The organism is Pantoea sp. EKM20T, assembly GCF_011800485.1.
Taxonomy (GTDB): Bacteria; Pseudomonadota; Gammaproteobacteria; order Enterobacterales; family Enterobacteriaceae; genus Pantoea; species Pantoea agglomerans.
In genome coordinates this window covers 196,139-213,097 of record NZ_JAALFW010000003.1, presented here as the reverse complement: position 1 = coordinate 213,097, position 16,959 = coordinate 196,139, and the positions used below count along the sequence as shown (strand labels likewise).

Here is a 16,959-nt window from a genome sequence, read left to right as displayed (position 1 = left end):
ATCTTACTGCCAGTTAATCAGGCAGTAATGTTTCTTGCCGCGACGCAGCAGCGTATAGCGGTTAAACAGTTTGTCACTGTCGCTGAAGCGGTATTCCGCATCGGACTGCTTTTCACCGTTCAGTGAAACGGCATTGGAGCCGATCATGGTGCGCGCCTGGCCACGGGACGGCACCAGCTCTGCTTTCACCAGCGCCTGCTGCAGATCATCGTCAGTGCCCAGCACGATAGTTGGCATACCATCCTGCGCCAGCTGTTCAAAATCGGCTTCGGTCATTTCGCTCACGGATCCGGAGAAGAGGCTGGCAGTAATGCGTTTCGCCGCCGACAGACCGGCTTCGCCATGCACCAGACGCGTCACCTGCTCAGCCAGCACGTACTGCGCACGTGGCGCGGTACCGCTGTTTTTGTCCTCTTCTTCCAGCGCGTTGATCTCTTCCATGCTCAGGAAGGTGAAGAACTTCAGGAAGCGATAGACGTCAGCATCTGCGGTGTTGATCCAGAACTGATAGAACTTGTACGGGCTGGTTTTCTTCGCATCCAGCCAGACTGCGCCGCCTTCGGTTTTACCGAATTTGGTGCCGTCAGACTTGGTGATCAGCGGAACGGTCAGGCCAAAGACCTGGTTCTGATGCAGACGACGGGTCAGATCGATACCGGAGGTGATGTTGCCCCACTGATCAGAACCGCCAATCTGTAGCGACACACCGTGCAGCTCGTTCAGACAGGCGAAGTCATAGCCCTGCAGCAGATTATAGGAGAACTCGGTAAAGGAGATGCCCTGATCGTCACGGTTCAGACGCTGCTTCACCGCTTCTTTGTTGATCATCTGGTTAACAGAGAAGTGCTTGCCGATATCACGCAGGAAGGTCAGCACGTTCATGCCGCCAAACCAGTCGTAGTTGTTGGCAGCGATGGCGCTGTTGCTGCCGCAATCGAAGTCGAGGAATGGCGCCACCTGCTGGCGGATCTTTTCAACCCATTCGTTGACGGTTTCACTGGTATTAAGTTTACGCTCTGCGGCTTTGAAGCTCGGGTCACCAATCAGGCCGGTTGCACCACCGACCAGCGCCACCGGCTTGTGGCCGGCATCCTGAAAACGCTTCAGGCAGAGCAGCGGTACCAGATGGCCCAAATGCAAGCTGTCAGCAGTGGGGTCAAAGCCGCAATAGAGCGAAATTGGCCCCTGCGCCAGTTTCTCTGTTAACGCGTCTTCATCCGTCACCTGGGCGATTAGGCCCCTCTCCTGCAATTGTTGTATCAGGTTACTGCTGGTCATTACTGACTCCAAATTGATCAGACTGCACCTATGCTGGTACACAGCTTTCCGCTGAGTTGCGGAATCGAAAAAAATCAGGGCTATAGCATAAAGCGCTGACGCTTTCTGTGCCAGCGCTGATAGGGGCGAATCGTGCAGATTCAGGGTGCCAGACGGTCGATTTTCCAGCCGTCGTGATCGCGCTGATAGATGAAACGATCGTGCAGACGATGTTCGCCACCCTGCCAGAACTCCAGCGTGTGAAATTTCACCCGGTAGCCACCCCAGAAGCTGGGCAGCGGCACTTCGCCCTGCTGGAACTTCTGTTTAAGCTCCAGGAACTTTCCTTCCAGAATACCGCGTGCCGAAATACGGCTTGACTGCTTCGACACCCAGGCACCAATCTGACTGTCGCGCGGACGACTGTGGAAATATTTCAGCACCTCGAGGGGCGACAGTTTTTCCACTTCACCCAGCACCATCACCTGACGCTCCAGATAGTGCCACGGGAAGTGCAGAGAGATGCGCGGATTGTGCGCCAGCTGCAGCGCCTTACGGCTGCCGAGGTTGGTGTAAAACACCATGCCCTGCGCATCGTAGTGCTTCAGCAGCACGATACGCTGCCATGGCTGGCCCTGCTCATCCACGGTTGCCACGGTCATGGCGGTAGGATCGGGCAGTTTTGCCTCGCAGGCCTGGCTTAGCCACTGTTCAAATAGCGCGATCGGATCGTCCGGCAGATCCTTACGACGCAATCCACCGCGGGTATATTCACGCCGCAGATGGGCAATGGTGTATAGCGTTTCGCTGTCGCTCATAATGCTCGCCTATTCAGATAACAAGTCAGCTGGCAGGTTGCAGCTCACAATCATTCACGACAATTTTATCGTTACGTTCGATAAATGCGCCGTTTCCTTTGGACCAGAACACATAGGTGTTATCGCTGTAGCGTGCGCCGGACGCGGATACCGTCTGCTTCAGCGTCAGAGGCTGCCCATCCATGATGAAACTGACCTGCTGCTGCGCCTCGTCCAGCGTCACGGTCAGGGGCATGGTTCCGCAGCGATAGTGCAGGGTCTGCGGCGACGGCGGCTGTTTATGCATCAGGCTACAGCCTGACAGCAGTAGCACCGCGGCAACGGTTAATCCTTTCAACATAAGCGGGTCTCCTTCACGAGTGAAGCTGGCATTATAAGAAGGATTGCGCGCGAAGTAAGTGGGAATCCACGCCAATCTGGCAGATGCTGTCAGTCAGGCTGAATTATTGCGCCTTTTCAGACGGTTGTCTGAATGCACAGGCCGCGTTCTCAGGCTACGCTCTATAGATCTTAAGCGAGGAAGACAAACATGAAATTTGATAACGAAGATGCATTTAAGCTGGCAGTGGCGTTTATGAACCACAAAGAGAATGCCACCATCGCCAGCAGCTACTTTAAAACCTTTATCGACACCTACCAGAAATTTGACCGCTGGCTGAGCGCATCAGACCCGGTCAGCGCCATGAAAGCAGAAAAAGCGGCCGCCAAAGCGGGCGAAGACTCCATCCTCTGATCCCCTTCTCCACGGGTCCGATAGTCTTCAGGGTATCGGACCTGTGAATCCCGCCAGACATTCACCCACATGCTGACTATTTCCGCACAGCTATTCTGGCTTTTACGGAAATATCCGCTCTGGCTGCCGTGCTTATTTCCCGCATCAGCATCGATCTTATTTCGGTACAGCGCATCCTCTGCTGAAATGGCACAGAACGGCTGGGTACATTTGCAATAAATGCTATTTCACGCCGTCATACCTCCTAATCAGCACCACACACTCCGGTTTTGTTTAAAAAACAGGCAGCGAGACGCGACAGGGCCAGCAAACCTGATAAAGCCGACTATGCTGTAAACGTTCGGATATACTTCATGGAGCAGAAAAAATGAAAATGAAATCCCTGTCAGCCATTGCGTTGCTGGCTCTCTCTTTAGGTACGCTGGCAGGTTGTGCCTCAAACCAGTCGATTAAGACCACCGATGGCCGCACGATTGTCACCGATGGCAAACCGCAGATTGATTCAGATACTGGTCTGGTTTCTTACCGCGATGCTCAGACAGGAAAAACTGAGCAGATCAATCGTAATGAGATCAGTAATATGAGTGAACTCGACAACTAATATAAGGTGAATAAGATGAAAAAAGCGCTGATTTTACCTCTCGCCGCATTGATTGGTATGACCGTATTAACCGGCTGCACCCGTACCAGTTATGCGATTCAGACTAACGATGGACGCACCATTATTAGTGATGGCAAGCCTTCTGAATCGGATGCCGGCCTGCTGGCTTATACCGATGCAAATGGCGTGAAGCAGCAGATTAATAAAGCGGACGTTAAAGCGGTCTCTGAAGTACCGAAGAAATAATCTGATCGCTGTTACCCGATGAATAAAGCCGCCCATGGGCGGCTTTATTTTTGTCTGCGCCTGGCACGAAGTGGTGCACAGTCCTGGTTTTATTCCCCGGTGGTTTATAAATCAGAAATATCCGCTACGGCGTGGCCATAATATGGCAGGCAACCGTGCGGATAGTGGTGCAGATAATAATCTGATAACGAAATGCGCTGTTCCGCCCTTATCTGAATTTCCGGCAACTCCCAGCTTTTTTAACCAGCATAATAGCTCATCTTATTTCTCACAAAAAACCTCAGCCTGTTTTTATGCTTTGATATGAGTGGTTTACCGCCTCGATTAAAGGTTCACTTTATTTTCGGTAAATTTTAATCATAGCGCCCTGCTGTTTCCCACCTTTTAGTCCAGAGCGCCTTTAACTAGACTCTTTATATCGCTACTTAATCAGGAGGGTGCAGATGGTTTATCACGACAAAACAACGGGTCATATGATTCTTGGTGAAGCTGCAATTAATCTGGCTTTTGACGAACAGGAGATTACGCTGGTAGCACTGATTCGCCAGCTGAGCGAAATGGCCGAACAGGAGCGCAACGATGAGCGGGTCACGCAGATTGCCGATGCGCGCAACTGGCTCAAAGGTTTTATCGAATCCTCAACGCGCGACCGTGCCGAATTAAACTGGCTGGTCGAGACCGGACAGGCGCCGGTTAATCTTAAAGATTATCGTTAGTTATGTGCGGGCCATTGCTGTTTTTTTAGGGTGCCGGGCACGCACCTGGCCTCACAGCCAGAGACGCCGGGCCAGCGTGGCAGTGGAATAGTGCATTTCGGCCAGAACGTGACCAGAACGTGAATTGCAACGCTCTGCACCCGGCTCCTGCGTCCGCCTGAAACGGCTTCCACGCAGATTGATGAGTGCTATTGCTCTGCACTCATCGGCCGGCCATCTGGCCGTTAACCGGTCCTCGTCGGCTTCTCTCCGCCTGTCTTCACGGTCAGCGCGTCAGCGGCTCCCCGTTTTCAGTCACCTGCAGCGTTTTTGGATGTTTCGCTGTAGGGGTTTCAAACCCACCACGGGCAGCAAAAACAGAACAGCCAATGGCTGCCACGAGTGTCAGTAAGATTGAAGTTTTCACGAAACGCGCCTTAATTTTCTTCGCTACAGGATAAAGCGTGAAAGCCTGGCACATAATCAGATGAGGGGAAAGGAGAGTGCAGAATTTCTCTGTCCGGAAGCCCCGGTCCGGGAAGTCTGTTTACTGATTGAGCAGCCTTAGCAGGTTACCCCAGTACTTTCAATGCCAGCGCCAGCGTCTTTTCTTCGTTAGTCACATCGCTGACCTTACCTGCCACCCGCAATCCAAAAGCAATACAGAGAATTAAACCGGCTGCTGCCTCGCTGTCCAGCGTGTTATCGATAGATCCATCCTGTTGCCCCAGCTCCAGCAGCGAGACCAGGAAGCGTTGATTACGCTGAACGACCTCATCAATGCGCTGCGCGAGTGGCTGATCCATCGTCTGCAGCGCAATCGCGCTGGCGACGACCAGACAGCCGCAACGCCCTTCTGTGGCACGTGCCGAATCCAGGTAGAATTGCAATAGCTCGGTTATTTTCCCCCGCCCGCTGGCACAGGGTGCCAGACGACGGTGCAACTCACTATTTCTCAGCAACAGATAGCGTTCGAATACCAGCAGGAAGAGCGAGCGCTTATCTTTAAACGCCTTATAGATGCTGCCTGCGGAGAGATGCATCGCCTCACCCAGATCGTTCATTGAGGCCGCGTGATACCCTTTCTGCCGGAAAACGATCATGGCGTGATCCAGAGCCTGTTCGATCCCGAACTCTCTGGGGCGTCCCCGCTCTTTGTTTTTATACGTTGTGGCTGTCGTGGTCATTGTTACCGGCCTGGGGAGGTGTGTTGCTGTCAAAATCAATGGCGATTCTATCCCAGGCGCGGGTAACAAGCCAGGCCGCCCGTCACCCGTCACGCGCAGACGGCCCGTTATTTCCCGGACGCATTAATATGATTCGCCGCTGTCTGACCAGCCGCCGTCTGGTCTGCGGTGCAAGCCGGACGCGGTTCATTCAGATAAGGATGTTGTCTCTGTGCGGCCTTTTTCCCGCTGCTGGCTGCGCTTCAGCGCGTTTATTTTTATCAGCCATAACGTAAATTGCTTAATAAGCAGGCTGGCGTGGTTTTCATTGTCAGCAAAACATACAAAGAGTCGGTTTTTTATATTGCTGTTATCGTCGATCGCATAAATCTCATATTCGTCATGATGGCGGGATTTTATGATTGCTGTGAAATGTATTGCGGGCCAGAGCATCACTCTGGCTTCAAACTTCCTGAAATCCATTATATTTACCTGGTAATTTGCTTAAAATACCCGATGAAAAACTACTCATCGGGTCAGGCAAAGCATAACTTCCCGCCACTTTAATCGCGTGATAAAAAAAGCTTTTAGCAGAGGCCGCGGCTTCAGCAGCAGAGGAACATCGGGTCAGCCTTCACTTAAGCGCAACCACAGGCAGATCGGTTATCCGGGTGGTATAGGCAGGCGACAGCATCTCGCGTTTCATCGACCAGGCTTTGTTGATCCCCTGCCCGGCAAACCACAGCTTCCCGCTGCCGAGCTTGTTGACTGTGTCGATCAGCTTCATCAGCTCTTCGCTATTGCGGCGTGGCTGATGTTCGTCAAACAGATCAAACTGAGCCACGCCCTGGCTGAAAAAATCCCCCAGCACGATGCCGGCCTTCATATAGCGATGTCCCTCAATCCAGATGTTATCCAGGCACGCCATTGCAACTCTGATGATGTCGCGTGTGTCCTGCGTCGGAATCAGCAGTTGCTCCATCGACTGATTGCCATAAAAGGGTTCGTCAGTCGCATGCGGACTGGTGCGCACAAATACCCCTACCTGACGGCAATATTGATTCTCACGGCGCAGCTTCTCCGCCGCGCGCTCGGCATACGCGCAGACAGCCTCGCGCATCTGATCGTAGTCGGAGATACGGCTGCCAAACGAGCGCGAACACATGATTTGCTGTTTTACCGGCGTCACTGACTCCAGCTCCAGGCAGGATTCGCCACGCAGCTCTCTGACAGTGCGCTCCAGCACGACGCTGAACTGTTTGCGGATGGCCTCGGTGCTTTGATCGGCCAGATCTTTCGCCGTCATGACGCCCATGGCGTTGAGCCGTTTGCCGATCCGATGACCCACGCCCCAGACTTCCGCCACATCAATCAGCGCCAGCAGCTTTTTTTGTCGTTCAGGGTCCGACAGGTCGACAATGCCGCCGGTTTTGCTCCACTTTTTGGCCGCAAAATTCGCCAGCTTGGCCAGCGTTTTGGTCTGTGCAATGCCGACGCCCACGGTCAGATGGGTCTCTTTGCCTATTCGTTCTCTGACCTGGCGACCAAAGGTCTCCAGCGCCATACAGTTCTGCACGCCGGTGAGATCCATAAAGGCCTCGTCGATCGAGTAGATCTCCACCGACGGCGCCATCTCTTCCAGTATGGTCATCACCCGATGGCTCATGTCGGCGTAGAGCGCATAATTTGAGCTGAAGACCTGCACCGCGTGACGCGTTAGTTCTTCACGCATCTTAAAATAGGGCGCGCCCATTTTGATGCCGACTTTCTTTGCCTCGGCGCTGCGCGCAATCACGCAGCCGTCGTTGTTCGACAGCACTACTACCGGTTTACCTTTAAGATCAGGCCGGAAAACGGTCTCACACGACGCGTAAAAGCTGTTTACGTCGACCAGCGCGAACATGGTCAGTGGGTCGCTTTAATAACAAAGGTCACAACGCCAAACACCTCCAGCGCATCTTCGGTCTGGATAGCGATCGGTTTAAATTTGGTATTCATCGGCATCAGTTGCAGGCAGGGATGAAGCTGGAGACGTTTAACGGTGAATTCACCTTCGACCGCGGCGACCACAATATCGCCGTGTGAGGCGGTGAGTGAACTGTCGACCACCAGCATGTCACCATCATTGATGCCCGCCTCAATCATTGACTCGCCGCTGACCCGGACAAAATAGGTGGCGCTGGGGTGCTGAACCATCAGCGCATTGAGATCAATACGTTGTTCGACATAATCCTGCGCCGGGGATGGAAACCCGCACGGCACACGTTCGATATATAGCGGTAAAGGCATAACGGCACGAATGTCCGCAGGTTTAATGAATTCCATAATTTCGCTCCTTTTTCAGATTACTGTATATAAACACAGTAATAGCTAATCCCCCTTTTAATCAAGTGACATGGAACATCTTTAAGCGAAAGGGTTGATGGTAATGCACTTTTTTTTAAACGTTTTTTCGCATTGCCGTCAGAGTAAGCAGAAACGGGTTACTTTCGCCGCACCGCCGGAATATCGTCGATTTCTTCTTACAGTAAAGAATCTTATAAATTCACCGGCTGATTATTTTTACTTAAGGAAAATCTGACAACGCTTCTCTGGCATTCGGAGAGGTTTGAATATTACGGGCGGGCTGGTTATTCTGCTTTTTTAAGCATGGAGGGATTATGGCAGACGACGATCGAATCAAACATCTGGAAGAGGCAGTTGCGCAGTTAACGGTTGAGACTACGGTATTAAAAGCGATACTCGGTCAGCAAATTGCGCTGAATAATCTCAATTACAAAGGGAAGTTTGACGATGTACTGGCGGCGCTGGCGAAAGAGTATGCCGAACGCGGTCTGGAAGAGGGCAATAACCAGGCTATCCATGATGCCCTGCGTCAGTATATTAAATATGAACCACCCGCAATGGAATAAGCGGACTTTCCGGCAGCGTCCGATTTTGCCGGACTTTACCGGCTCCTGAACGCTGCCACCGCCCTGTCCTGCACCGCCTCCACAGCAGCCTCAGACGATACCGGTTAGTGTTTACACCTCGCTGTCACTCTCCAGCGCATCCTGAATCGCGTCGGCCAGATTAGCAACTTCATTCGCCACGGCCTGCAGATCCCAGGCGGTTTTTGAGCCGGTTGCAGAGGTGGAGGCGCTGACGGACTCTTTTGCCACTGACAGAGCAGCAGCCACGGCGACCGAACGTTTATGTTGTTCCTGAGTCATGCCCGCAGGCGGAATTGCGAAATAGTCGTGAACCATGATCATTTCCTTGTGATAAATAAGGGGTCAACCTTAGCCTTCTGCATCAGGCGTGGGAAGTGAATTATGCGGCATGGCCTGTCAGACGGCCAGGATTGCAGCAGCACAATCGCACCCGCCACTTTTCCAGCGCTGAAACCTGTACAACTTTGGCTGAAATCTGCGGAAAAAAGCGATTTTAACGCATTGATGTGTCGTCAGCACAATCCCCAGCCTGCTGGTCTGAAAATCGCCACCCCTCTGAAAACCTCACCAACACATTGTATTTATTCAATTAACCATCGAAAACCTCTTTTTTCATTTTAAACATGCTTTTTACATACATCACCGACCAGTTAAATTTTGTCAAATTTCATTGTACAACTTTGCGATTCTTGTATAACTTTGTCTCGTGATGTTAAATCACTTGTAACGAAAGGTGCTTTGCACCGCATCTGAAGGTGTTGTGGATTTCCACCTTCAGATGCATTTTTTTTTGCGTCAGCCGGTGACCGGATCTGAATCGACGCGTTCTTCCCCCCATTTCTTATGAGGCCTGACATGCAAACAACGATGAATACAGAGTCTCAGATTTCTGATTACTTCATGAACTCTGGCACAGCGCTGACCACTGAAAAACAGGTTATCGCCGCAGTCCATGCCGAACTCGCCCATGCGAAAACCCATGTCTCCGATAAAGACATTGTGCTGGGCCTGATTCACCGCCTGGAGAGTGAGCGTGACGTGGTTAAGCAGGATATTTACCGTCAGGCGCTTGAACATGTTCTGCAGCGCGCTTCGGCGACCAGCGACAGCTAAAAATCTGTGTCTGTTATGAGGGAACGCGAATTAGCATGGATGCTTTTCCCGTCCGGAATCAGCCCCTGTTATGGGGCTTTTTTTATTCCTCCTGCTCTGAATCACTTGTCCCCTTCTCACCGCTAAGATTGCCTGCCCCACCGGACCAGATATAGCTCCGGAAAACACCGTTTTCGCCATTTATTCAACCTGAAATTCCGGTTAATTGCTGTCGTTTCGCTTTATTTATCCGATATCTGTGTCCAGGCTTTTTCTGCATCCACTGCAAACACAGACGAGGAAAATAATCATGTTTCATCATTCATCAAAACTTCAATTCCCGGTTCGTGTAGAGAAACCCGATCCAGAATTTGCCATGCTGCTCCAGCAGGCCATCGGCGGCGTCGAAGGTGAGATTCGTGTAGCGATGCAATACTTTTTCCAGGCGATGGGCGCGCGCGGTGATGTGCGGATTCGTGATCTGCTGATCTCGACCGCTACCGAAGAGCTGAGCCATATCGAAATGCTGGGCTACGCCGTGGCGCTTAACCTTGAAGGCGCCCCGCTCTCTTACCAGGAAGCGTCAGCGAAAGATCCGGTAGTTAATGCAATTCTGGGTGGAATGAACCCGCGCCATATCCTCTCTTCCGGTCTGGCAGCGATGCCGGTTAACGCCAACGGCATGCCTTTTGACATGAGTCATATCTATGCGTCCGGCAACGTGGCGGCCGATATGCTGGCTAACGTCACCGCAGAAGCCACGGGCCGCGTACTGGCTACCCGCCTCTACAACATGACGGAAGACAAGGGCATGAAGGACTTCCTCTCCTTCCTGATCGCCCGTGACACTATGCACCAGCAGCAGTGGCTGGCGGTGATCGAAGAGATGGGCGGACTGAACGCGTCGCTGCCGATCCCGAACAGCTTCCCGCAGGAGCATGAGGCGCAGGAGCACTCTTACTACTGTCTGAATACTTCGCTGGATAAACCGCTGCCGGAAGGTCGCTGGAGCAGTGGCCCGGCTTACGATGGCCATGGTCAGTTCAGCGCGAAACAGCAGCCAGAGATTCTGGGTGATGAGCCGCTGCTCGGCAATGCGCGTCCCGGTTCTGGTGCGCAGTCTGAGCAGATTGACGGCGTCACACCACCGAAACTGTAATGACTCGCCTGTCAGGGTTTGATGCCCTGACAGGCTTGTCCCACCTTTTGACGGAGGAATAGTCATGTCATCCACTCAGCGTCCACAACCCCCTTTTGCAGAGCAGCAGCAGACCTGGCCTGGCACTACCGCGGCTATGCAGCCTCAGCCCGATCACGGCGAGCAGAGTTATCAGGGCTCCGGCCGCCTCACGGGGAAAAAAGCCATTATTACCGGTGGCGATTCCGGCATTGGCCGGGCTGTCGCTATTGCCTTTGCCCGGGAAGGGGCCGATGTCCTGATCTCCTATCTTGATGAACATGAGGATGCGCAGGATACCGCCCGGCTGGTTGAAGAAGCGGGACAGAAAGCGGTTCTGGTGCCTGGCGATATTACTGAGGCGTCACACTGCAACGCCCTGGTCGATAAAGCCGTCGAAGCCTTTGGTGAGATTAATATTCTGGTGAACAACGCGGCGTATCAGATGACGCGCGAATCGCTGGATGAGATCAGCGACGAAGAGTTTGACCGGACCATGAAGACCAACCTTTACGCGATGTTTTACATCACTAAAGCGGCAACACGGCATATGCCTGCTGGTGGATCGATCATTAATACGGCCTCGATCAATGCTGACCAGCCGAAACCGAAGCTGCTCGCCTACTCCGCCACCAAAGCCGCCATTATTAATTTCTCTGGCGGCCTGGCAGCCTTACTGGCTGAAAAAGGTATCCGTGCCAATGCGGTCGCGCCCGGCCCTATCTGGACGCCACTGATCCCGTCGACCATGCCGGTTGAACAGGTGAAGAACTTTGGCAGCGAAGTGCCGCTGCAGCGTGCCGGTCAGCCTGCTGAACTGGCGCCAACCTATGTGATGCTGGCCAGTGACGAAGCCAGCTACATTTCAGGAGCGACCATCGCCGTGACGGGCGGTGTGGCCATTATTTAACGTTCGCCGATTCCCTGGTCTCTTCGGCCAGGGGATTAGCTATTAGCTTCTGTGTTATCCCCCACTGGTAGAGTTGTTCCCGCGCCAGATTCTTCATTTTCACTTCGCACATGATATCGAAATCCTGAAACGACAGTGCCCATGCATTCAGCGTCGGGTTAAAGAAGTAGTCAGAGTGCGCCCGCAGCTTGCTTTTGCTCACGCCCAGCTGCTGCTGATCGGGCCAGCCCTCCTGCGGAATCATCCCCTCCTGCGAAATCGAATAGTGCAGCACCGGCCGCACGCCGCGCCACGAATCGATCACTCTGGCAACACGCGCGTCATCCGGCTGAATAAACTCACTCTCTTTTACCCAGTGATGGTGAATATCCAGCACCACCGGACAGAGCGGTGCTGCCTGCAGCACGTCATCCAGCGAGCAGGAGATCTCATCATTCTCCACCGTCAGCATCCGCCGCGCTTCCGGGCTGAGCTGATTAAACGACCGTTTGAAGCCGTCGAATCCCGCCTTGCCATTCATATGAATGTTGATTTTAAAATCCTGAAAGGTCTTGCCATATCCCATCAGACAGGCGCAGAGCGTGTGATACTCCACATCCTCCAGCGCGCGCACCACCACATCGGGATTATCGGAGGCGAGCACGGTATATTGTCCTGGATGGAATGAGAGACGGATGTGATGCGCCCGCGCCAGCTCGCCACAGCGGGCAAAGAGCGGATAGAGTTCAGGCAGAAATTCGGTGAACAGTGGCGTGGCCTCGGGAACCGTATAGAGCGGTAACAGATCGCTGCCAATACGCATCATCCTGAGTGGCTCAGGTAAGGTGGCCAGATGCTCAAGCGTCAGGTAGAGATTGTTGAGGTTGGTGACGGTAATCTCATAGATCAGCTGATTGCGTTCATCGTGCGATAAACTCAGAAACCGTTTACGGGTGGTGGCGCGAAGCGGGAAAAACTGTTTGCCATCGCTGTTGAGATACTTACATGCAAAGCCTAATTTCATGTCTGCTCCTGATTTATGCTTATCAGAAGTGTAACAGGCCCCTGGCGACCAGCCAGTCGCGGGCCGCAGACTCAGGCTGAATAATTACAGGGAGACTCACTATGCAGGGCCATGAGATCCAGCGCATCGCCATTGAAGCGGCTGAGCGGCTGCCCGCCGCTGAATGCAGCTATCCATTCGGGCCGGAACATCAGGTCTATAAAGTGTGTGGAAAAGTGTTTTTACTGCTGACCGAACTGCGGGGTGTGCCGATTATCACCCTGAAATGCGAGCCGCAGCAGGCGGAGCTGCACCGGGTGATCTATCCCTCGATCACCGCCGGTTATCATATGAATAAACGTCACTGGATCACGGCCTATCCCGGTGACGACCTCTCGCCTGGCTTGATTCAGCAGCTGGTTGAGGATTCGTATCAGCGTGTGGTTAAAGGTATACCCGCCTCGCGCCGCCCGGCCTGGGTGGGATAAAACCCGTGGAGGGGATGCGTGTGCACCGGAAAGAAAGTTTGCTTGATAGCAGGCAAGATAAATAGCAGGGCCAGCATTGTTCTGGCACCTGCCGTCATCTCTCAATCAAAGAGAGATCTGGGGATTTTCAACGCCACAGGCACGGGCATAGCGGGCGAGTGTTTCAACTGTGGCTTTATCTGCGCGACGCTCGGTGCGTGACACTGCCGACGGGCTGACACCGAGCGCCTCCGCGACCTGAGCGCTGGTCATTCCGGCGCTTTCCCGCCATTTGGCTAACTGCTCGCGCAGGTGCTCTGCCCGAACTTCGGCCTCGTAATGTTCGCGAACAGCCGGATCAGATAAAATTTCTTTGCGGGCCGTCGTCCACGCAACTGATTTCTTACTCATCGTTTAACATCTCCTCTAAACGGTGCGCCCGGCTATCCCACCGGATAAACTGAGCATAACCGCTCTGTACCCGCCCTGACCAGCGGGTCATCCGATCACGGCACTCAGTGGTGCAGCATCTCATCCACGACCTGTGAGTTCATCATCTGGTAAGGGTAATAGGTCGGCCAGTTATCCATTTCCGCCAGCAGGGCTTGCTGAGAATCGTTGCCCATAAAGATATGGAAATGGGCAGATTTACGCGGCCCGATGGTGTGGTCGCTGAACTGCACATATTTGGGCGCTTTGCTGCCCGCGTCCTGGCATTCAAACAGGTAGCGCACCCCTTTTTTACCTGAGGTATAGGTCAGAATTTTGTGGCCCGCATACCGGTAGTGGCAGGCGCTGACCTGATCGCCGATGTGGAACTCCATCACGCCATTTTCAATACCGATGGTATCGACGTCGGTGGCATAGCCTTTGCGGTAATACGCTTTATACTCCTCTGCCGTTTTGCTGTGATCCTGCTGCGCTTTCTTCTGCCAGACCGGGTCCAGTTCGCCGCTTTGCAGCAGCGGATAAACCGACTGCCACAGGCCATCCCAGTCAGCGAGCGGACGATCTTTCACATCGCTGTCAGCAAAAACCCCTTCTGCCGCTTTCTGCTCCAGGGCTGACAGCGGTTTTCCATGTGCATGCGTGCCGTGTGCCAGCGACGGCTGGCTGACTAACAGTGCGCCCAGTAGCCCAATCCATTTACCTGCATGATTCATCAAAGTCTGATACCCCGGTCAACGTTACAAAATGAAATGTTATGATATAACATTTCCAACTTCAACCAAAAGCAGCAAACGCCAGCATTAATTTTATTAATCGGTTAATGCCCTGCATCAGGCAATGAGCGCCTCCTGCGGCGGCAGATTCTGCATCCTCTGAAAGCACACTTTCCGTATAGCAGGCGCGGGCTGGAACGCCGTTAAGCCAGACGGCACAAGGCATGAGTAAGCGAAGCGATAATCCGGATTGAGAGATAAGTGCGCTTTTCTGGCGGACAAAAAAGGCACAGTCGTCACAGTTAAATGCCCGATTTAACCTCAGTATTGTTCAGGTTGTTCTATATTTAGTGTCGTCGAAAGTAAAATAACAGCTGGAGCATGAATTAATGTCGAAAGAAACAGAGAAGAAACCCCTGAGCGAGCGCGCCCCCACCACCGGTCCGGAATCCTCAGAGCCGGGTCTGGGTTCACTGGCACCAAAAGATGGTTCGCATCAGCCCCCAGCCGAACCGACTCCGCCAGGCAAGCAGCCCACCGCCCCAGGCAGCCTGAAAGCGCCTCAGACGCACAACGCCAAACTTGACCAGCTTGAAGCCAGCCGCAAAAACGGCACCGACCGCGCCCTCACCACCAACCAGGGCACACGCATCGCCAACGATCAAAACTCACTGCGCGCCGGTTCTCGCGGTCCGACGCTGCTGGAAGACTTTATTATGCGTGAGAAAATCACGCACTTTGACCATGAGCGTATCCCGGAACGTATCGTTCACGCCCGTGGCTCTGCCGCACACGGCTATTTTCAGCCTTACCGCTCCCTGAAAGATCTGACCAAAGCGCAGTTCCTCAGCGATCCCGAGCAGACCACGCCGGTTTTCGTGCGTTTCTCTACAGTTCAGGGCGGTGCAGGATCGGCTGATACCGTGCGTGACATTCGCGGTTTCGCCGCCAAGTTCTACACCGAAGAGGGTGTCTTTGACCTGGTGGGCAACAACACACCGGTATTCTTTATTCAGGATGCGCATAAATTCCCTGACTTTGTGCACGCCGTTAAGCCGGAACCGCATAACGAAATCCCGCAGGGCCAGAGTGCCCATGACACCTTCTGGGATTACGTCTCTCTGCAGCCGGAAACCATGCACAACGTTATCTGGGCGATGTCTGACCGGGGTATTCCGCGCAGCTATCGCACCATGGAAGGCTTTGGTATTCACACCTTCCGCCTGATTAACGCAGAAGGTAAAGCGACCTTTGTCCGTTTCCACTGGAAGCCGGTGGCCGGTAAAGCGTCGCTGCTGTGGGACGAGTCACAGAAACTGACCGGTCGCGATCCCGATTTCCATCGCCGCGATCTGTGGGAAGCGATTGAAGCGGGTGATTTCCCGGAATATGAACTGGGCCTGCAGCTGATCCCGGAAGAGGATGAGTTCAAATTTGACTTCGATATTCTGGATGCCACCAAGCTGATCCCGGAAGCGCTGGTGCCGGTTGAGATTGTCGGCAAGATGGTACTTAACCGTAACCCGGACAACTTCTTTGCTGAAACCGAGCAGGTGGCGTTCCACCCAGGCCATATCGTGCCGGGCCTCGATTTCTCCAACGATCCGCTGCTGCAGGGGCGTCTGTTCTCCTATACCGATACGCAAATCAGTCGTCTGGGCGGACCGAACTTCCATGAGATCCCGATCAACCGTCCGACCTGCCCGTACCATAACTTCCAGCGTCAGGGCATGCATCGTCAGGATATTGACACCAATCCGGCGAACTACGAGCCGAACTCGATCAACGATAACTGGCCGCGTGAAACTCCACCTGCTGCAGAAGGCGGCGGCTTCGAGAGCTATCAGGAGCGGATTGAGGGCCATAAAGTGCGCGAGCGCAGCCCCTCATTTGGTGAGTATTATGCGCAGCCGCGCCTGTTCTGGCTGAGCCAGACTGAAGTCGAGCAGCAGCACATCATTGGTGCCTACTCGTTTGAACTGAGTAAAGTGGCGCGTGCTTATATCCGTGAGCGTGTGGTGGATCATCTGGCACGCATTGATACGAAACTGGCGCAGGGCGTGGCGGATAACCTGGGACTCGCTCTGACGGATGAGCAGCTCAACATTCAGCCGCCTGCGCCGGTGAATGGCCTGACCAAAGATGACAGCCTGAGCCTCTACGCCATTCCGGATGGCGAGATCAAAGGTCGCCAGGTCGCACTGCTGCTCAGCGATGGTGTGAAGGCGGCTGATGTGCTGGCGATTTTGCAGGCGCTGAAAGCGGTGGGTGTTCACGCCAAACTGCTGGCTCCGCATATGGGCCAGGTGCGCGCCGATGACGGTTCAGTGCTGCCGGTCGATGCGACGTTCGCCGGTCTGCCCTCTCTGACCTTTGATGCGGTGATGGTGCCGGATGGCAATATCGATGCCCTGCTGCTGAGCGGCGATGCCCGTTACTTCCTGCTGGAAGCCTACAAGCACCTCAAGGTGATTGGTCTGGTGGGCGAAGCGCGACGCTTTAAAGCGCAGTTCGGTCTGGAAGATGCGGATCAGGAAGAAGGTATTGTGCAGGGCAACTCGGCGGAGAGCGCGCTGATGTCTGAGTTCACTCAGGCGATGAAAGCGCACCGCGTCTGGTCACGCAGCCAGAAGGCACAGTCCGTCCCGGCCTGATGTCAGCGGCATGATGCTGCATGCCGCGTCACAAAATAAAAAACCGCCCTTCGGGGCGGTTTTTT

At 53.7% G+C, this 16,959-nt stretch carries 21 protein-coding genes; 10 read left to right on the top strand and 11 right to left on the bottom strand.

Translation table 11 applies throughout. From position 1 onward, the window contains the following. Nucleotides 1-3: 3 nt before the first annotated feature. The 3 genes from tyrS to HFD94_RS06965 form a co-directional block, all read right to left on the bottom strand. Nucleotides 4-1,278 carry a tyrosine--tRNA ligase gene (gene tyrS, locus HFD94_RS06975; protein ID WP_122888918.1) on the bottom strand — a complete coding sequence of 425 codons (1,275 nt, stop codon included), beginning with the start codon at nucleotides 1,276-1,278 and terminating at the stop codon, nucleotides 4-6. Nucleotides 1,279-1,418: 140 nt separating this feature from the next. After that, a complete protein-coding gene (pdxH, locus tag HFD94_RS06970; RefSeq protein ID WP_122888919.1) occupies nucleotides 1,419-2,075 on the bottom strand; it encodes a pyridoxamine 5'-phosphate oxidase in 657 nt (218 codons plus the stop codon). 25 nt (nucleotides 2,076-2,100) lie between these two features. Beyond that, nucleotides 2,101-2,415 carry an MliC family protein gene (locus tag HFD94_RS06965; protein WP_010245432.1) on the bottom strand — a complete coding sequence of 105 codons (315 nt, stop codon included), beginning with the start codon at nucleotides 2,413-2,415 and terminating at the stop codon, nucleotides 2,101-2,103. Nucleotides 2,416-2,604: 189 nt separating this feature from the next. Here HFD94_RS06965 and HFD94_RS06960 point away from each other — a divergent pair, with 189 nt between their 5' ends. The 4 genes from HFD94_RS06960 to HFD94_RS06945 all read left to right on the top strand — a co-directional run bounded on the left by HFD94_RS06960 (nucleotide 2,605) and on the right by HFD94_RS06945 (nucleotide 4,371). Beyond that, nucleotides 2,605-2,808, top strand: coding sequence for a hypothetical protein (locus HFD94_RS06960; RefSeq protein WP_003848989.1), 204 nt, complete (start codon nucleotides 2,605-2,607; stop codon nucleotides 2,806-2,808). Nucleotides 2,809-3,175: 367 nt separating this feature from the next. Then, nucleotides 3,176-3,409 (top strand): YgdI/YgdR family lipoprotein, encoded by a 234-nt coding sequence (locus HFD94_RS06955; protein WP_010245442.1) that lies wholly within the window; start codon nucleotides 3,176-3,178, stop codon nucleotides 3,407-3,409. A gap of 15 nt (nucleotides 3,410-3,424) precedes the next feature. Continuing rightward, on the top strand, nucleotides 3,425-3,655 hold the full coding sequence (locus HFD94_RS06950) for a YgdI/YgdR family lipoprotein (RefSeq protein ID WP_010245445.1): 231 nt from the start codon (nucleotides 3,425-3,427) through the stop codon (nucleotides 3,653-3,655). Nucleotides 3,656-4,098: 443 nt separating this feature from the next. Continuing rightward, nucleotides 4,099-4,371, top strand: coding sequence for a hypothetical protein (locus HFD94_RS06945; protein ID WP_022625718.1), 273 nt, complete (start codon nucleotides 4,099-4,101; stop codon nucleotides 4,369-4,371). A 551-nt stretch (nucleotides 4,372-4,922) separates the two neighbouring features. On the opposite strand, the gene HFD94_RS06940 is transcribed toward HFD94_RS06945, so the two are convergent. The 4 genes from HFD94_RS06940 to umuD form a co-directional block, all read right to left on the bottom strand. Continuing rightward, the gene (locus HFD94_RS06940; protein ID WP_022625720.1) at nucleotides 4,923-5,537 is read right to left on the bottom strand and encodes a TetR/AcrR family transcriptional regulator; all 615 of its coding nucleotides are present in this window, start codon (nucleotides 5,535-5,537) and stop codon (nucleotides 4,923-4,925) included. A gap of 186 nt (nucleotides 5,538-5,723) precedes the next feature. Continuing rightward, a complete protein-coding gene (locus HFD94_RS06935; protein WP_122888921.1) occupies nucleotides 5,724-5,999 on the bottom strand; it encodes a hypothetical protein in 276 nt (91 codons plus the stop codon). A gap of 151 nt (nucleotides 6,000-6,150) precedes the next feature. Continuing rightward, nucleotides 6,151-7,419: a translesion error-prone DNA polymerase V subunit UmuC gene (gene umuC, locus HFD94_RS06930; RefSeq protein WP_010245457.1), complete on the bottom strand. Its 1,269-nt coding sequence runs from the start codon at nucleotides 7,417-7,419 to the stop codon at nucleotides 6,151-6,153. 2 nt (nucleotides 7,420-7,421) lie between these two features. Further along, on the bottom strand, nucleotides 7,422-7,841 hold the full coding sequence (gene umuD / locus HFD94_RS06925; RefSeq protein WP_010245460.1) for a translesion error-prone DNA polymerase V autoproteolytic subunit: 420 nt from the start codon (nucleotides 7,839-7,841) through the stop codon (nucleotides 7,422-7,424). A 335-nt stretch (nucleotides 7,842-8,176) separates the two neighbouring features. On the opposite strand from umuD, the gene HFD94_RS06920 reads away from it, so the two are divergent. Further along, nucleotides 8,177-8,428, top strand: coding sequence for a hypothetical protein (locus HFD94_RS06920; RefSeq protein ID WP_033779254.1), 252 nt, complete (start codon nucleotides 8,177-8,179; stop codon nucleotides 8,426-8,428). A 111-nt stretch (nucleotides 8,429-8,539) separates the two neighbouring features. Here the strand turns inward: HFD94_RS06920 and HFD94_RS06915 are convergent, their stop codons facing one another. Then, nucleotides 8,540-8,764, bottom strand: a complete 225-nt coding sequence (locus HFD94_RS06915) for a hypothetical protein (RefSeq protein WP_010245468.1) — start codon at nucleotides 8,762-8,764, stop codon at nucleotides 8,540-8,542. 540 nt (nucleotides 8,765-9,304) lie between these two features. On the opposite strand from HFD94_RS06915, the gene HFD94_RS06910 reads away from it, so the two are divergent. The 3 genes from HFD94_RS06910 to HFD94_RS06900 all read left to right on the top strand — a co-directional run bounded on the left by HFD94_RS06910 (nucleotide 9,305) and on the right by HFD94_RS06900 (nucleotide 11,628). Beyond that, complete coding sequence (locus HFD94_RS06910) at nucleotides 9,305-9,562, top strand: biofilm development regulator YmgB/AriR family protein (protein ID WP_022625723.1); 258 nt, start codon at nucleotides 9,305-9,307, stop codon at nucleotides 9,560-9,562. Between the two features lie 289 nt (nucleotides 9,563-9,851). Next, nucleotides 9,852-10,700, top strand: coding sequence for a manganese catalase family protein (locus HFD94_RS06905; RefSeq protein ID WP_033757528.1), 849 nt, complete (start codon nucleotides 9,852-9,854; stop codon nucleotides 10,698-10,700). A gap of 64 nt (nucleotides 10,701-10,764) precedes the next feature. Further along, nucleotides 10,765-11,628, top strand: coding sequence for an SDR family oxidoreductase (locus HFD94_RS06900; RefSeq protein ID WP_167432939.1), 864 nt, complete (start codon nucleotides 10,765-10,767; stop codon nucleotides 11,626-11,628). Here the strand turns inward: HFD94_RS06900 and HFD94_RS06895 are convergent. Further along, nucleotides 11,621-12,631, bottom strand: coding sequence for a UV damage endonuclease UvsE (locus tag HFD94_RS06895; RefSeq protein WP_154210609.1), 1,011 nt, complete (start codon nucleotides 12,629-12,631; stop codon nucleotides 11,621-11,623). The two genes, HFD94_RS06900 and HFD94_RS06895, sit on opposite strands and share 8 nt — an antisense overlap. 101 nt (nucleotides 12,632-12,732) lie before the next feature. Between HFD94_RS06895 and HFD94_RS06890 the strand changes: the two genes are divergently transcribed. Next, nucleotides 12,733-13,098 (top strand): MmcQ/YjbR family DNA-binding protein, encoded by a 366-nt coding sequence (locus HFD94_RS06890; RefSeq protein ID WP_010245482.1) that lies wholly within the window; start codon nucleotides 12,733-12,735, stop codon nucleotides 13,096-13,098. A gap of 105 nt (nucleotides 13,099-13,203) precedes the next feature. Here the strand turns inward: HFD94_RS06890 and HFD94_RS06885 are convergent, their stop codons facing one another. Together HFD94_RS06885 and zinT are read right to left on the bottom strand one after the other, a co-directional pair. Beyond that, nucleotides 13,204-13,488, bottom strand: a complete 285-nt coding sequence (locus tag HFD94_RS06885) for a helix-turn-helix transcriptional regulator (protein ID WP_010245485.1) — start codon at nucleotides 13,486-13,488, stop codon at nucleotides 13,204-13,206. Between the two features lie 104 nt (nucleotides 13,489-13,592). Then, nucleotides 13,593-14,240 carry a metal-binding protein ZinT gene (zinT, locus tag HFD94_RS06880; protein ID WP_039391860.1) on the bottom strand — a complete coding sequence of 216 codons (648 nt, stop codon included), beginning with the start codon at nucleotides 14,238-14,240 and terminating at the stop codon, nucleotides 13,593-13,595. 389 nt (nucleotides 14,241-14,629) lie between these two features. Here zinT and katE point away from each other — a divergent pair, with 389 nt between their 5' ends. Next, entirely contained in the window at nucleotides 14,630-16,894 is a 2,265-nt protein-coding gene (gene katE, locus HFD94_RS06875) for a catalase HPII (protein WP_167432938.1), read from the top strand. Nucleotides 16,895-16,959: the final 65 nt, after the last annotated feature.

Coding starts and splice junctions, on each gene's coding strand:
- tyrS (WP_122888918.1), bottom strand. CDS start 1,278: ATGACCAGCAGTAACCTGATACAACAATTGCAGGAGAGGGGCCTAATC.
- pdxH (WP_122888919.1), bottom strand. CDS start 2,075: ATGAGCGACAGCGAAACGCTATACACCATTGCCCATCTGCGGCGTGAA.
- HFD94_RS06965 (WP_010245432.1), bottom strand. CDS start 2,415: ATGTTGAAAGGATTAACCGTTGCCGCGGTGCTACTGCTGTCAGGCTGT.
- HFD94_RS06960 (WP_003848989.1), top strand. CDS start 2,605: ATGAAATTTGATAACGAAGATGCATTTAAGCTGGCAGTGGCGTTTATG.
- HFD94_RS06955 (WP_010245442.1), top strand. CDS start 3,176: ATGAAAATGAAATCCCTGTCAGCCATTGCGTTGCTGGCTCTCTCTTTA.
- HFD94_RS06950 (WP_010245445.1), top strand. CDS start 3,425: ATGAAAAAAGCGCTGATTTTACCTCTCGCCGCATTGATTGGTATGACC.
- HFD94_RS06945 (WP_022625718.1), top strand. CDS start 4,099: ATGGTTTATCACGACAAAACAACGGGTCATATGATTCTTGGTGAAGCT.
- HFD94_RS06940 (WP_022625720.1), bottom strand. CDS start 5,537: ATGACCACGACAGCCACAACGTATAAAAACAAAGAGCGGGGACGCCCC.
- HFD94_RS06935 (WP_122888921.1), bottom strand. CDS start 5,999: ATGGATTTCAGGAAGTTTGAAGCCAGAGTGATGCTCTGGCCCGCAATA.
- umuC (WP_010245457.1), bottom strand. CDS start 7,419: ATGTTCGCGCTGGTCGACGTAAACAGCTTTTACGCGTCGTGTGAGACC.
- umuD (WP_010245460.1), bottom strand. CDS start 7,841: ATGGAATTCATTAAACCTGCGGACATTCGTGCCGTTATGCCTTTACCG.
- HFD94_RS06920 (WP_033779254.1), top strand. CDS start 8,177: ATGGCAGACGACGATCGAATCAAACATCTGGAAGAGGCAGTTGCGCAG.
- HFD94_RS06915 (WP_010245468.1), bottom strand. CDS start 8,764: ATGGTTCACGACTATTTCGCAATTCCGCCTGCGGGCATGACTCAGGAA.
- HFD94_RS06910 (WP_022625723.1), top strand. CDS start 9,305: ATGCAAACAACGATGAATACAGAGTCTCAGATTTCTGATTACTTCATG.
- HFD94_RS06905 (WP_033757528.1), top strand. CDS start 9,852: ATGTTTCATCATTCATCAAAACTTCAATTCCCGGTTCGTGTAGAGAAA.
- HFD94_RS06900 (WP_167432939.1), top strand. CDS start 10,765: ATGTCATCCACTCAGCGTCCACAACCCCCTTTTGCAGAGCAGCAGCAG.
- HFD94_RS06895 (WP_154210609.1), bottom strand. CDS start 12,631: ATGAAATTAGGCTTTGCATGTAAGTATCTCAACAGCGATGGCAAACAG.
- HFD94_RS06890 (WP_010245482.1), top strand. CDS start 12,733: ATGCAGGGCCATGAGATCCAGCGCATCGCCATTGAAGCGGCTGAGCGG.
- HFD94_RS06885 (WP_010245485.1), bottom strand. CDS start 13,488: ATGAGTAAGAAATCAGTTGCGTGGACGACGGCCCGCAAAGAAATTTTA.
- zinT (WP_039391860.1), bottom strand. CDS start 14,240: ATGAATCATGCAGGTAAATGGATTGGGCTACTGGGCGCACTGTTAGTC.
- katE (WP_167432938.1), top strand. CDS start 14,630: ATGTCGAAAGAAACAGAGAAGAAACCCCTGAGCGAGCGCGCCCCCACC.